This is a genomic window from Citrobacter sp. FDAARGOS_156, from assembly GCF_001559235.2.
Taxonomy (GTDB): domain Bacteria; phylum Pseudomonadota; class Gammaproteobacteria; order Enterobacterales; family Enterobacteriaceae; genus Citrobacter; species Citrobacter youngae.
This window is the reverse complement of the sequence record NZ_CP014030.2, coordinates 1,328,755-1,342,889: the sequence shown is the minus strand read 5'-3', so window position 1 is coordinate 1,342,889 and position 14,135 is coordinate 1,328,755. Positions and strand designations below refer to the sequence as shown.

The following is a 14,135-nucleotide window of genomic DNA, read 5'->3' as shown; positions in this document are numbered from 1 at the left end:
GAGAAATTTTAATAGTAGTCAATTTCACTCATAATATAAAACTAAGAGATTGCAACGAATATCTCCCGTGCTATATTCCGCATGAAACTTACCCGCAATCAATTTATTTATTATTCAATATTTAAAATACGCAGAGCATTAATTATCTATTATTATTTTATTCATCCAATATCAGATAAATATACGCAAAGGTTAATCCCATGATAACAAGACGTTCATTTGTCAGGCAGAGCCTGGTGACGTCAACGAGTATGCTACTCGCCAGCATGACGGGTATCAGTTTAAGCCAGGTTGCCTGCGCAGCAGAGAGCCGCCGCTGGCAGATGCCGGATGAAGGAGCACCTCATGCTGCCACCTGGATGGCGTTTGGTGCCAGTGTGGCTATCTGGGAACCTCACCTGCTTCCCGTGGTACGGAAAAATCTGGCGCTGGTCGCGAACACCATTGCCGCCTTTGAACCCGTGAATATGCTGGTGCGCGAAGAAGACCACGCGCTCGCGGCAAAACTATGTGGGCCATCAGTTAACCTGCTGGTTCATCCAATTGACGATCTGTGGATCCGCGATACCGGACCAGTATTTGTGAAAAGCCCCCACGGCATGCCCGGTGACGTTGGATTTAACTTCAACGGCTGGGGCGAGAAGCAGGAACACGATCGCGATGCCGAAGTGGCTGAATTTGTCACAGATTATGCTAAAGCTGAATTTATCCGCTCAACCTTGATCCTTGAAGGTGGCGGGATAGAGGTAGACGGCGAAGGGACAGCCATTATTACCGAAAGTTGTGTTCTCAATCCCAACCGCAACCCTGGCGTCAGTAAAGTTGAATGTGAAGCCGAATTAAAGCGCCTGCTGGGACTGGATAAGATCATCTGGCTACCAGGTATTGCCGGAAAGGATATTACCGACGGCCATACGGACTTTTACGCCAGATTCACACATCCGGGTACGGTGGTAGCAGGTCTTGAGCAGGACCCTACATCGTTTGACTACGCTGTAACCCGGCGACATCTGGAAATCTTACGCACAGCCACAGATGCAAAAGGACGGCACCTGAACGTGATCACGCTGGAAGGACCATCAACTATTCGCCAGAGCTATGCGAACAGTGATTTTGCCGCCGGTTATATCAATTTCTATCTGTGTAATGATGCGGTCATTGCGCCGGAGTTTGGCGATAAACGCACGGACCGTAACACGCGCGATATTTTGCAGGAGCAATTTACCGGGCGTGAGATTATTCAATTGAATATCGACGGTATCGCGGCCGGTGGCGGCGGTATTCACTGTGCGACCCAGCAACAGCCGCGTTAGCGGCTACTCCTTCTTTGCTAATAAAGCGGTGTATTAAAAATAAACGGCAGGTCAATTTATAGGCATCGATAATGAATAAAGCATGGGCTGCGCGGTTTACAGCATGCAAGAACCTTCACTCATACCGAGAGGACAGGACCATGAAGATGCACGCCATGACGAAAATACTGCCGTTGATTTGCCTGATCTCAGGCGGGCTGCTCTACTCCGCTGCAGCCAGCGCCATGGGAAATGACGATACCACCACCCCAACATGCCCGAAGGGTCAGGTTTACGACAACAAAACCCAAAAATGTTTGCCCGAAAAAAGCAGCATGATCGACGATCAGGATAAAACGCAGTATGCGTATCACCTGGCGAAAACCGGCCATTATCAGGATGCCATCAATTTACTCGATACCTTACAGCAGCCCAATACGCGTGAAGCCTGGAACTATCGAGGCTACGCGACACGCAAGCTAGGGCGTACGGATGAAGGGATAAGTTACTACCAACGATCGATTGCCCTTGATCCGCACTATGCGAAAGTGCGCGAATATCTTGGGGAAGCATGGATGGTTAAAGGCCGCCCCGACCTGGCGAAAGCGGAGCTGGCAACCATTAAGAATATCTGTGGCACCCAATGCGAAGAGTATCGCGATCTGAAAGCCGCGATCGACGGACACCCAGAGTCATAGACCGGAAGATCCAAAAAAATCACCGTCAACGATGCGCATTTTCAATGGATACAGCCGTTGGATCGCATCGTCGACATACCGTTTATTGCCTCAGAAATTCGCGGAGAATGTAGGCAGTTCACAACTCTGTCGTCCCTCGATTACGGTTCGTATTTTCGCATGATAGGCTTTTCAGATGACCCTTTCTGCTCTGGCCGCTGCGGACTACATGAAACTCAGATTGTCCTTTCAGGTAAAGCTGTTCCTCTCGCTGGTGGCTTTTTCCTGCCTTCTGCTGGCGCTGCTTGGCGTATTGCTGTTTCACTTTATCGACCGTCAGTTGCACCACGATTTGGGCCAACGCGCGCGAGTACAGGCCAGCGAAATTGCCCTGATTCCCGGTCTGGCAGAAAAAGTACAGCAGCGGGATATTCCTGGTATCGCACAACTGATTCAGCCGCTGCGCGCCGAAAGCGACGCCAGCTATATTGTGATTGGTGATGCGCGTGAACAGCATCTTTACCACTCAGAATCCCCGGAGCGCCTTAACCTGCCGATGATCGGCGGCGACAATGCTGATGTACTGAAGGGCAAAACCATTATCACTGTGCGTAAGGGTGGGATCGGTGTCTCGTTACGCAGTAAAGCACCTATTTTCGATAGCCATCATCAGGTAATCGGCATTGTCTCCGTCGGTTACCTCACCTCCTACATCGCCAATATCAACGCCCGCCTGCTGTGGCGCACCGGAATGTACGGCCTTGCCCTGCTGCTGCTGCTGTTTATTTTTTCCTGGTTACTGACCCGCACGCTGAAAAAACAGATGTTCGGCCTGGAACCCAAAGATATCGCCCAGTTGGTGCTGCAGCAAAAAGCGCTGCTGGAGGCGATGTACGAAGGAGTCTTTGCGGTCAATGCCGATAAACAGCTCATCCTCATCAATCGTGCCGCCCGGGAGATGCTCAATATTCGCCAGAGTGAACAAGCGCTGCTCGGCAAGCCATTGGATGAGGTGATTCAACTGCCGCCGTCATTTTTCGCGCCTGGCAATACCGCTTATGACAGCCGCCATCACGATCATATTACCGTCCTGAATCAACGGGAAACCATCGTCAACCGCGTGGCTATTGAAGTCGAGCCGGGCACCCAAAGCGGTTGGGTATTCAGCTTCCGCGATAAGAACGATATCAATACGCTCAGCAGTCAACTCAGCCAGGTGACCCGCTATGCCGATAACCTGCGCATCATGCGCCACGAGCAGCTCAACTGGACGGCGACGCTCGTCGGTCTGCTGCAGATGCAGCGCTATGACGATGCGCTGCGTTATATTCAGGTACAGTCAGAGGGGGCCCAGCAGGTGCTGGATTTCCTCTCCAGGCAGTTTGTCTCTCCGGCGCTGTGCGGCCTGCTGCTGGGGAAATATGTCGGTGCCCGCGAGAAAGGTGTTGAGCTGGTTTTCGACCCCGCCTGTCAGCTCTCGCGCCTACCGGAAGGGCTGAGCGAAACGGAGCTGATGTCAGTAATTGGTAATCTGGTGGACAACGCTGTCGATGCCACGCTGAAAACGCCAGCACGTACCGCGCCGGTGGAAGTGTATATATCGGATCGCAACCACGAACTGGTGATTGAGGTGGCTGACCGGGGCTGTGGCGTTGATGAGGCCATGAAGCCGCATATTTTTGAGCAAGGCTTTACCAGTAAACCCACTGACAGCAGTGAACTCACCGGTTCAGAACATGGTATTGGCCTGTACCTGGTCGCGAGCTACGTTCGTCGGGCCGGTGGCAGCATCGAAATAAGCGATAACATCCCGCAGGGTACCGTATTTTCGGTTTTCATCCCGTTCCAGATTTCTCTTTCGACAGGACCTTCCCATGACTGATATCCGCCCTCTTGAGGTTGTTATTGTTGAGGATGAGCCACATCTCGCACAGTTGCATCGGGAGTTTATTGAGCAAAACTTCCATCTGCGCATCGTGGGAATCGCGGGATCGCTGGAACAGGCCCGCGAACTGATCCTCCTTCATCAGCCACGTCTGCTGCTGCTGGACAACTATTTGCCGGACGGTCAGGGCGTTGAGCTTATTGATAGCCCGCTGCTCAAACAGTTTGAGTGCTCGGTGATATTCATCACCGCCGCCAGCGATATGCAAACCTGCAGCCATGCTATGCGCAGCGGCGCGTTTGACTACCTGCTAAAACCCGTATTTTCCCACCGTCTGCGGGCCTCGCTGGAGCGCTTTATGCTGCTGGAGCACACGCTGCGGCAGGTGAAAGTGGTGGATCAGCACGCGCTGGATAAGCTGTTCAATTTGCCTGCCGGGGAGGCTGCGGGGCAGCCGTCGACCAAGGGGATTGAGCCTGCGACGCTGGCGCGGGTGCAGCGGATTTTTAGCGATCATCCGGCGGTGAGTTGGTCGGTTGAGCAGGTGGTCGAGGAGGCGGGGATCAGTAAAACGACGGGGCGTCGGTATCTGGAGTACTGCGTGGAGATTGGGTTTGTTGTGATTGAGATTCAGTATGGGAGTATTGGGCATCCGCGGCGGTTGTATCGGAAGGGGGCTGACTGACAACTCCGTAGGCCGGATAAGCGAAGCGCCATCCGGCAGTGTTCCGTATAGTGCCGGATGGTGCTTCGCTTATCCGGCCTACAACGGTGAGCATTCCATTCTCTCAAATCCCCGCGCTCACGGTTTCTATGGTGTTAATTACCGAAACAACGCCAACAATCACATTTCCACCAGCCGGCTCTCTCTCCCCTCTTGTCTCTCCCCTCCCATCCGCTATGTTGATTTTTAGTTCCCAAAGTGTAACCAGAAGGTTAATAATAATGACGAACACATTCCGCATCTCTCTGATCTCTGCTGCTGTTTTCATGTCGTTTTCTGCCCTGTCCGCGCTACCGCAGGGGTATCCGGCTGACTACCAAAAGGTGGTTGATGCCGCCACCAAAGAAGGCAAAGTCGTGGTTTACTCCACAACGGATACCAAAGCGGCGGGGCCGCTGATTCAGGGCTTTGAAGCCACCTATCCGGGCATCAAAGTTGAATATAACGATATGAACAGCACCGAGCTGTATAACCGTTATATCAGCGAACAGGCTGCTGGCGGCGGCAGCGGTGACGTCATCTGGAGCTCCTCCATGGATACCGCGATGAAGCTCGCGACCGATTATGCGATGGAGTATGTTTCAGCAGAGCAGAACCAACTGCCGAAATGGGCTGTCTGGCACAACAAAGCGTACGGCACCACCTACGAGCCAGTGGTGTTTATTTACAACAAGCGCCTCATCCCGGCGAACGAGGTTCCGGATTCTCACGCCGCGCTGGCAAAGCTGATTGCAGGCCAGGTGGATAAATTCAAAAGCAAAGTCACCACCTACGATATCGAAAAATCCGGGGTTGGCTTCATGCTATCGGTGCTGGATTACAAGGCCGATCCGAACTACTTCAAAACATTGGCCGACGTGGCGAAAGGCGGGTTAGCCGTGCAATCGTCCACCGGTACGATGATGGAGAGGGTTTCATCGGGTGAAAACCTGATTGGTTATAATATCCTCGGCTCTTACGCCGAAGCGCGTGCCAAAAACGACCCGTCACTGGGCATCTCCTATCCGAAGGACTACACCCTGGTGCTGTCACGAGTTTCTTTCATCAGCCAGCAGGCTGAACATAGCAATGCCGCCAAACTGTGGCTGGACTATGTGCTGTCTGAAAAAGGGCAAAACATCCTCGCCAACCAGGCCGATATTCCCTCTATCCGTAACGACATCGAAGGTAAAAATGACATCGACGGAATGACCCAAATGCTGGGTAGCGCGCTGAAGCCGATCCCGGTTGATGAGTCATTACTTGAATACCTGCAACCGAAAAAACGTCTGGACTACATCAAACAGTGGCGTGAAGCCGCGGCCAAATAAGAGCCAGAACCAGGCGTACGGTTCACTGGTGCGCCTGGTACTCGCTTCCTGAATTCGTGTTACCGGATCTCCGCTTATGAATGCATTACGCAGAAAGTGGCAAAGCTTGCCGCGCGGCATCGTCGTGCTGTTAACCGCGCTGGTTATCTACACGCCATTGTCGTTCATCGTGATACAAAGCTTTTTGTCCGCGCCGTTTTTCTCGCCGGCAAAGGACTGGAGCCTTGAATCCTTTGGCTTTATTTTTACCGACCCTGACTTCTATAAAGCGCTGAAAAGCGGCTTTATTCTCGCATTCGGTCTGGTCATTATCGCCATTCCGCTGGGCGGCATTCTGGCCTTCCTGATGGTGCGTACCGACCTGCCCGGCAGACGGTTAATTGAGCCATTGATCCTTGTACCTATTTTTGTTTCACCGATGGTGCTGGGTTTTGGCTATGTGGTGGCCGCAGGGCCGGTAGGCTTCCTGTCACTGTGGGCACAATCGCTGATTGGCTTCGTGCCGTGGAATATCTACGACATGTCGAGCATCGTGGTCATTGCTGGCCTGACACACGTACCGCACGCTTATCTGTATATCTCGTCAGCGCTGCGCAGTGTGAGCTCAGACGTGGAGGAAGCCGCGCGTATCTCCGGCGCTTCCCCGCTACAGGTGATGACCTCGGTCAGCCTGCCGATGGTTCGCCCCTCGATTCTGTACGCCGTTGTGCTGCTGTTTTTCCTCGGTCTGGAAGTCTTTGGTCTGATGCTGGTGCTGGGCGATCCGGAAGGCAACATGGTGCTGGCGACCTACCTGTACCAACTGACCAATAAACTGGGTACGCCGTCGTATCACCTGATGGCGGCGGTCGCGGTGGTGCTGATTTGTCTGACCATCCCACTGGTCATGCTACAACGTCGCCTGATGCGTACCGCTAACCGCTTCGTCACCATGAAGGGTAAAGCCTCGCAGGCCCGCGCGCTGCCGCTGGGTAAATGGCGCTGGATAGCGGGGGCTGTGGTGGCGTTCTGGCTAACCATCACCATTGGCGTGCCGCTAATGGGCGTGGTACTGCGTGCGTTTATCTCCAACTGGGGCGTAGGCGTTTCGCTGTGGGATGAGCTGTCGCTTAGCACCTTTCGCACCATCTGGGAACAGCCGAACCTGTTGCGGGCCATCGTCAACTCCATGGCGATTGGCGTAATAGGCGGCGCACTGGCGGTAGGTTGCTATCTGTTTATTGGTATCGCGATGCACCGTAAGCCGGATAACACCACGCGTTTTCTCGACTACAGCGTGCTGGTGCCCCGTGCGGTGCCGGGCCTGCTCGCGGGTCTGGCGTTTTTGTGGGTGTTTCTGTTCTTACCGATGTGGCTCGATAACGCGCTGAAATCCGGCTGGTTATCCGGCATGCCGTGGTCGCAGTGGTTGCGAGACACGCTGATTGTCTGGCTGCGCTCGCTGCGTAGCACCATTTTCAGCGTCTGGCTGGCGTATACGGTGGTGTGGATGGCCTACGGCCTGCGCCTCATCTCCTCAACGTTGCTACAAGTGGGGCCAGAGCTGGAGGAAGCGGCACGCAGCACCGGTGCGACGCGTGGGCAGATTACCCGCCACGTTACCATTCCGCTTTCGCGTTATGGGCTGATTGGCTCATGGCTGCTGATGTTCCTGATCTTTGAGCGTGAGTATTCCACGGGCGTCTATCTGCTGTCGCCGGGTACGGAAACCATCGGCTCGATGCTGGTATCTCTGTGGGCGACAGGTGCTATCGACATCGTCGCAGCACTCTCGTTTATCAATATTCTGTTGGTGGTGGTGGGCCTGGGTATTGCCCTACGTTTTGGAGTGAAATTACATGATTGAATTATCGGTCGAGAACCTGCACTTAACCTACGGTGATAATCCGGTGCTAAAGGGCGTGACCATGGACCTCAAACGGGGCGAAGTGGTTTCGTTACTCGGGCCGTCCGGGAGCGGTAAAACCACCCTCCTGCGCGCGGTGGCCGGGCTGGAAAAACCGACACAAGGGTCAATTACCATCGGCAACAACAAGGTCTACGACGGCACCCCGCGCAGCGAAATCCCCGCCGAAGAGCGTAATCTGGGGCTGGTATTCCAGTCCTATGCCTTGTGGCCGCATAAAACCGTATTTGAGAATGTGGCCTACCCGCTGAAGTTGCGCAAAGTCTCCACCGCAGAGATCAACCAGCGGGTACAGGGTGTGTTGGATCAACTGGGCCTGGGACATCTGGGTAAGCGCCATCCGCATCAACTTTCTGGCGGCCAGCAACAGCGCGTAGCGATTGGCCGGGCGCTGGTTTATAACCCACCCGTGATCCTGCTCGATGAGCCATTATCCAACCTTGATGCAAAACTGCGGGAAGAAGCGCGCGTATTCCTGCGTGAGCTGATTATTAATCTCGGGTTGTCCGCGCTAATGGTGACGCATGACCAGGGAGAAGCGATGTCGATTTCTGACCGCATTTTGTTGCTCAACAACGGCAAAATTGAACAGCAGGGTACGCCGCAAGAGATGTATGGTTCCCCAAAAACGCTGTTCACCGCTGAGTTTATGGGCAGCAACAACCGTCTGCATGGCAAAGTCACTGACGTGCGTGACGGCAAAGCACGTATTGAAGGACGCGACTGGGTCCTGTGGGGTCAGGCGGGCGACGGCGTTCAGGTTGGCCATGAGGGCACCGCGGTGATCCGCGTTGAACGTGTGGCGCTGGCCGACGGGCCAGGCGAAAACCAGTTGGCTCTCCCGTTGCTCACCAGCATGTATCTCGGTGACCGCTGGGAGTACCTGTTCCGCACCGTAGCTGATGATTTTGTCATCCGCGCCTACGGCAGCGAAGTACGCGATCCTCAGCATTGCCACCTGGCGTTACCCGAAAAACATGTTTGGGTGTTCCCAAAATCCTGATGCCAGAAGGGAGCGGCTGTCGCTGCTCCCTTTTCTGGAGGAAGGATAGCGGTAATACAGAAGATATATTTGAGTACAATGAGATGATGATGACATCAAACGGCCTGGGCCTGGTACAGGAAATGGGAAAAATCAGTCCGAGGAAATAGAGAAATGGTGCGATAATAGGAGCAGATAACAAAGATAACCATTTGTTTTTACTAATAAAAATATAAGCAAAAATAAAAAATGCCCCCACATATGCCCCCATCATCACCACCTGCATTTGTGGGATACAGAGAAATACTAATAGACACTGAAGGAGCACACTAAAAAACCTTTCTCTCAATGGTGTTTGAGATGGTCAAAACATCATCAGGGATATTTCGTTTTCCCTCGATACGTACTGTGAGCATAAACAAAATAATCGCTGACTTAACAATTTTCATGAGTTGTAATAGATGCTGTTCAAATTCTTCTTTCTCAATAAATTTTACGTCATCAAAGAATTTATATGAATCATATAAATCTATAAGCATTCCCTTTTCGTGAATTACTAATAACTTATGTTCTAAATCATTCCTCCACTCTCTGAAAAAAGCAAGTTCACCATTTTTATCATTCAAATCCATTGCAATACTAAACAAGCCAAACAATCCTTTATTATTTATTTTGTTTATTTTATCCTTTCTTTTTTCATCACGAACCTGCCAGAAATTGTGAAAATAAATGTGACCTCTATCTGGTTTTAAATCAAATAATTTACATAAAGCAACTGCTATTTTATCTAAGATTCCAAAACACGATCTAAATGATATTCTCAACTTCTCGACATTTTCATATAGAATCTCGCCATTATATAACTCCGAATAACAAACCTCAGAATCCGCATCAAAAAACTCACTACCAAATTTATATTCAAAAAACATCTTTCTCGCAAGCGAGTATTCAGCTTTAAGTCTGTTCAACACCATTTCCATTGGTACAATAAAGTCCCCAAAAACTCCCTTCTCGGCAGTTGCAATAGTTATATTATCTTTAGATGATGCGTAACAATTGCAATATAGAGAATGTTCAGACAACATTAAATTATTATCTATGCAAAATTTCTGATAGTGTGATAAAGCCTCGTATTCCTCACGAGTGAGTCGTTCATCTGTTCCTACATCCTCAACGTCATCTATACATGAGTCCGCTAATAGATCTTCGTTGTACTTTATTTTTCTTTGATAGGTTGCAATCCATTCAGGGATACACTTTCCTGTATTTATTGCACACTGATAACCTCGAATAACTTCCCTTAACATTTTTAATGTATATGTGGTAGATAAGTCATTAAGTAACTCTAAAGCTTCAGACCTGTTGACCCACGCCTGCGGAATTGAATCATCAATAGCTATAGCTTGATCATAATAATCCATTGATTCAGATATACGATACTGTCTTTTTAATGCATTACCTAAATTAACCATTAACTCAGGATGAACATCACCTTCTTGCCTAGAGAATATATATGATTTCCAGTAATTATTTTTTACCTCATTCAATTTAATGAAAGTATCAATATTTGCATCGTCACGAGAGTTAAAGTTAACAACTGCGCTCATACCGTTTGCCAAGTTATAATAATACGAAGATTCTGTTGATATGGTTAAGATATCTTCCTTATTATTTATAAAAATGTTCAATCCTTCTTCCGCTATGCTTTTCTTATTACTAAAGCTTCCAATATCAATAAGATTTCCAGCTAGGTTAGATAATATTATTATTCTATTTTTATTGATAGTATTTAAATTATCTAAACCTTTCAGTAATTCCGTCACAAGGTTATAGGCAGAATCAAATGATCCTGCATTTATGAGATCATTGATATTTCTCATTTTCAAAACCACATAATTGATATCCATTCAACCCTCTACAAGCTAAGCCTATGCTGCTTAGTATTATATGAGCCTGTTCGATAGAAAACATGTGGCTTCTAACTAAAATTTTTTTAGGATGACCAAAATCGCACTACACCGCACCCACCTGCGGTTTTCATATCACTAAAATTTTTCAGTTGTGATTTTTTACAAACGATACTGCCAGCCCGCGTCCGTGCTGGGGATGCACTGCGAAGAAGAAACTGAAAAGAATGAAAAGAAATTCAGCTTTTTTCAGTTTTAATGTCCGTCGCATTTGTGGCCTGAATACGCAACACTATGATATTAAATGGATAATTTATTTTAGGTGTGTGATTTTATGAAGATTTGTGAAACATGAAAAACATAACTAGTTGAAAAATAATAATTTTATATCCGTATAAACTGAAATCCTGTGTTCAGGTTCCGGGAATGGATCGGCCATTCCCGACGCATACTTTACCCATTCTTTTGCGCAGCCAGCAGCAACTTTAAAGCCTTTTCCCGTTCCTCGGGTGGAATTGCATCAATTAGCTCTTTAACCCTCCCTTGCCCGTTCAGCGCGCTTGGACTAACGGAATGGGAGAAAGCAACATTCATCACAAACGAGTGACCGCACTCCACATTAGAGCAATAGGTTCAACCTGAAGGTACAGGCCACCTCCATCAGATAGCTTATAGCTCTTCTCTTTTCCTTTAGCGGCTTCAACCTTGCGGGCATTCAGCATCATTGGGGGCACATTTCCTAGACCGAACAGAACATGCCCCCGATTGTGCCCCCAATTGTATGTTGATTTCAAGAGATAGGGGTTGACGTCAAATGACGAAGAATCGCGTAATATCTATGTTTTTAAAGGTTTTTGTTGATTTGAGATGACTTGGAAATACTAAGGGATGGTGCCGATAATAGGAGTCGAACCTACGACCTTCGCATTACGAATGCGCTGCTCTACCAACTGAGCTATATCGGCCCTGATAAGGACATGCCCACGAATGCGAACACGGGGTAGAAGGTTAAAACTAACCGGGCGATGCGTCAATGGCCTTGTGAATCAAACGCCTAATTTTGCATCATCCGGTTTCAATTACGCACGAATCGTGTCGTGACAGGAATGCTTGTACCCGGTCGGGTATGACTATAGCCAGCGGCGAACCTGTCGCTCAAAGCGATCCCATTCCAGCCCGAAATGTTTTCGCAATTGTTCCTCTTCAAAATCAATATGCAATCTGGCAACCGCCAGCATAAACAGCGGTACAGCCACTACGCCAGCCGGACTGCCGATGAACAGAGCAAAGGCTAGCTGGAGTCCGCTCATACCAAGGTAGATCGGGTTACGACTCCAGGCGTAACATCCGCCGGTAACAAGCGTGGTCGATTTATTTGCATGAAGCGGGTTCAGGGTCGTACGTTTCATCCGCATTTGCCATGCGGTATGCAGTATCATCCACAGACTGACACTGGCCAGTAATGCGCTTATCACGATATTTACCGCGCCAAATGTGAAACGTGAGCTCGCCGTCAACGCATCGGCAACGAGGAAAAGTACTAAGATGAGTGGCGGCGGAAACCAGGCTCTTAATTTTTGCAGGAAATGACGCATGGCTATGGACTAACCTCGGAAGCGGTTTGATTAACGCTGATACCGTTATAAATACCCTGTAAAAGACACATAAACAAACGATGCTTCATTCACTACAGGCTTTCGCCTTCACCAGACAGGCAGGATCTGTAGCACTAACCTCTGCAAAAATACCGGCATCAGAGGCATCCGCCCCTGATGTTCCCGACAGGTTTACGCTGAAAAAGTTGAATCCGACGCTGATTCAAACAGCCCTACAGACTGCTTGTAAAAACGCATAAAATCATCAAACATCACTGGCGGTAAAAATTGATAGCCCTGCAGGTAATCCACATTATTTTTCCCCAACCATTGCTGCTGATAGCCATATTCAACGCCTTCCGCCACAATGCGTAATCCCAGGAGCCCGGAAAGATGAATGATTGACTCGAGCATAGGGATATGTTGCTCAGCTTCTTTAATAGCCTTGATGAAAGTTTTATCAATTTTGATAACATCCAGGTCTAACTCATTGAGATAGCAGAGGTTAGCGTATCCCGTCCCAAAATCATCTAAAGCAAACAGAACTCCTCTGTTTCGCAACGATCGTATCAGCTCTTTGATGGCTGGAGTGATAGTGAGAGTCTGATTTTCGGTTATTTCAATCATTAATTTTATCGGTAGTCTTTGCGTTATCTCCATAAAATTAAGGCATTCCCAATAAAAAACGGGATTACTTAAACCTGATGGACTGACATTAAAGGAGACGAATAGTGTTTTATTTATCCCTTCGCTTCCGTCGACCAGATTACGCGCAACGGTGGTCATTAAATAGCTCGTTAACTCATTCATTAAGCCACTTTTTTCAGCCAGAGGTATAAACTCACGCTGAGAAATCGCATAATTATGGCCCTGTGGCCATCGAGCCAAAACCTCAACGCCACAGACGTCCCCATTGATATTTACGATGGGCTGAAAATAAGGAATGATTTCTTCATTCCTTATTGCCATACTCAGTCGACCAGAATCTGAGACATCATATGCTTCGCCGTAAATTACATTCTCACCAGAATAATTGTTTGTCGGGTAACCTTCATGCAATAAATTATTCCTGGTTAAAAAAATGATGGTTTCATTAAAATGAGAAAATCCCAGGCGAGCGGTTATCCGTTCCCGATATCGATACACTGACTTAGTTGTTAGTGAGTTAGCAATACAAAAATCGTGTAATTTTTCTTTTGTGAATGATGCATACAACATTTCCTCTTCAAATTCAGTCAAATGAAAAGTAAACATTGTCGAACCTTTAGTGACCTCCACAACCTCATTGGGTGCCATTAAATTGGCTCTTAGCTGAGAAATCAATTGATCAGATAATTCTCGTCCATTAATGAAAGCATACTCCTCGTATCCTCGATTAACAGAACGAGTTTCATTCATCCGAAGAACAATACAGTTTATGTTGATAAACTGCGTGCTATTTCTCTGAAACCATTTCCTGACCAGGAGCAATGGTAACCGGTTATCGATCACCAGCAAACAGGACGGGTGTCGTGGAATAACTGACTGCGTACCAGAAATAAATGTTCGCGCATCAACCAGTACCAGATTTGGCAGCCATGCTTTTATCCCTGAGAAAAGAAAAATATCATAACTGAGCAGAAAAACCTTTTTCATATTCATAGTTACCACCAACTTAAATTTATGGCATAGCAGGTCCCTCGTTATATACACGAGAGAATATACAACACCTTCAGCCTCCAGCAATTATAAGGCGGTTCGTGAACTAACTTTATCCATAAGTCATATCACGTAGTTTCAGATTTTATAATCACAATTATCCATATGCGTATTCCCATTAAATGGTAAATCCATTTTAAATATCGAAAAAGGAAAATT

General features: G+C 48.4%; 10 protein-coding genes, 1 tRNA gene and 1 pseudogene. 7 read left to right on the top strand and 5 right to left on the bottom strand.

Going from position 1 to position 14,135, the window contains the following annotated elements:
- Positions 1-200: 200 nt before the first annotated feature.
- The 7 genes from AL515_RS06535 (at position 201) to AL515_RS06505 (ending at position 8,797) form a co-directional block, all read left to right on the top strand.
- Complete coding sequence (locus AL515_RS06535; protein ID WP_061067357.1) at positions 201-1,313, top strand: agmatine deiminase family protein; 1,113 nt, start codon at positions 201-203, stop codon at positions 1,311-1,313.
- Positions 1,314-1,459: 146 nt separating this feature from the next.
- Entirely contained in the window at positions 1,460-1,990 is a 531-nt protein-coding gene (locus AL515_RS06530) for a tetratricopeptide repeat protein (RefSeq protein WP_370528846.1), read from the top strand.
- A 208-nt stretch (positions 1,991-2,198) separates the two neighbouring features.
- Positions 2,199-3,851 (top strand): ATP-binding protein, encoded by a 1,653-nt coding sequence (locus tag AL515_RS06525; protein WP_061068797.1) that lies wholly within the window; start codon positions 2,199-2,201, stop codon positions 3,849-3,851.
- Positions 3,844-4,539 (top strand): response regulator, encoded by a 696-nt coding sequence (locus tag AL515_RS06520; protein ID WP_061067355.1) that lies wholly within the window; start codon positions 3,844-3,846, stop codon positions 4,537-4,539. The genes AL515_RS06525 and AL515_RS06520 overlap by 8 nt, the downstream gene beginning before the upstream one ends.
- Positions 4,540-4,799: 260 nt before the next feature.
- The gene (locus AL515_RS06515) at positions 4,800-5,888 is read left to right on the top strand and encodes an ABC transporter substrate-binding protein (RefSeq protein ID WP_061067354.1); all 1,089 of its coding nucleotides are present in this window, start codon (positions 4,800-4,802) and stop codon (positions 5,886-5,888) included.
- Between the two features lie 76 nt (positions 5,889-5,964).
- Positions 5,965-7,734: an ABC transporter permease gene (locus tag AL515_RS06510; protein WP_061067353.1), complete on the top strand. Its 1,770-nt coding sequence runs from the start codon at positions 5,965-5,967 to the stop codon at positions 7,732-7,734.
- The gene (locus tag AL515_RS06505; RefSeq protein ID WP_061067352.1) at positions 7,727-8,797 is read left to right on the top strand and encodes an ABC transporter ATP-binding protein; all 1,071 of its coding nucleotides are present in this window, start codon (positions 7,727-7,729) and stop codon (positions 8,795-8,797) included. Before AL515_RS06510 ends, AL515_RS06505 begins: the two co-directional genes overlap by 8 nt.
- Before the next feature lie 308 nt (positions 8,798-9,105).
- Here the strand turns inward: AL515_RS06505 and AL515_RS06500 are convergent, their stop codons facing one another.
- The 5 genes and pseudogenes from AL515_RS06500 to AL515_RS06485 form a co-directional block, all read right to left on the bottom strand.
- Positions 9,106-10,683, bottom strand: a complete 1,578-nt coding sequence (locus AL515_RS06500; protein ID WP_061067351.1) for an LA2681 family HEPN domain-containing protein — start codon at positions 10,681-10,683, stop codon at positions 9,106-9,108.
- Positions 10,684-11,136: 453 nt separating this feature from the next.
- A pseudogene (locus AL515_RS23990) lies at positions 11,137-11,313 on the bottom strand (ogr/Delta-like zinc finger family protein); the annotation flags it as partial.
- 259 nt (positions 11,314-11,572) lie between these two features.
- Positions 11,573-11,648: transfer RNA gene (locus AL515_RS06495), tRNA-Thr, on the bottom strand.
- Positions 11,649-11,813: 165 nt separating this feature from the next.
- The gene (locus AL515_RS06490) at positions 11,814-12,122 is read right to left on the bottom strand and encodes a methyltransferase family protein (protein ID WP_233606058.1); all 309 of its coding nucleotides are present in this window, start codon (positions 12,120-12,122) and stop codon (positions 11,814-11,816) included.
- 348 nt (positions 12,123-12,470) lie between these two features.
- Positions 12,471-13,919: an EAL domain-containing protein gene (locus AL515_RS06485; protein ID WP_061068796.1), complete on the bottom strand. Its 1,449-nt coding sequence runs from the start codon at positions 13,917-13,919 to the stop codon at positions 12,471-12,473.
- Positions 13,920-14,135: the final 216 nt, after the last annotated feature.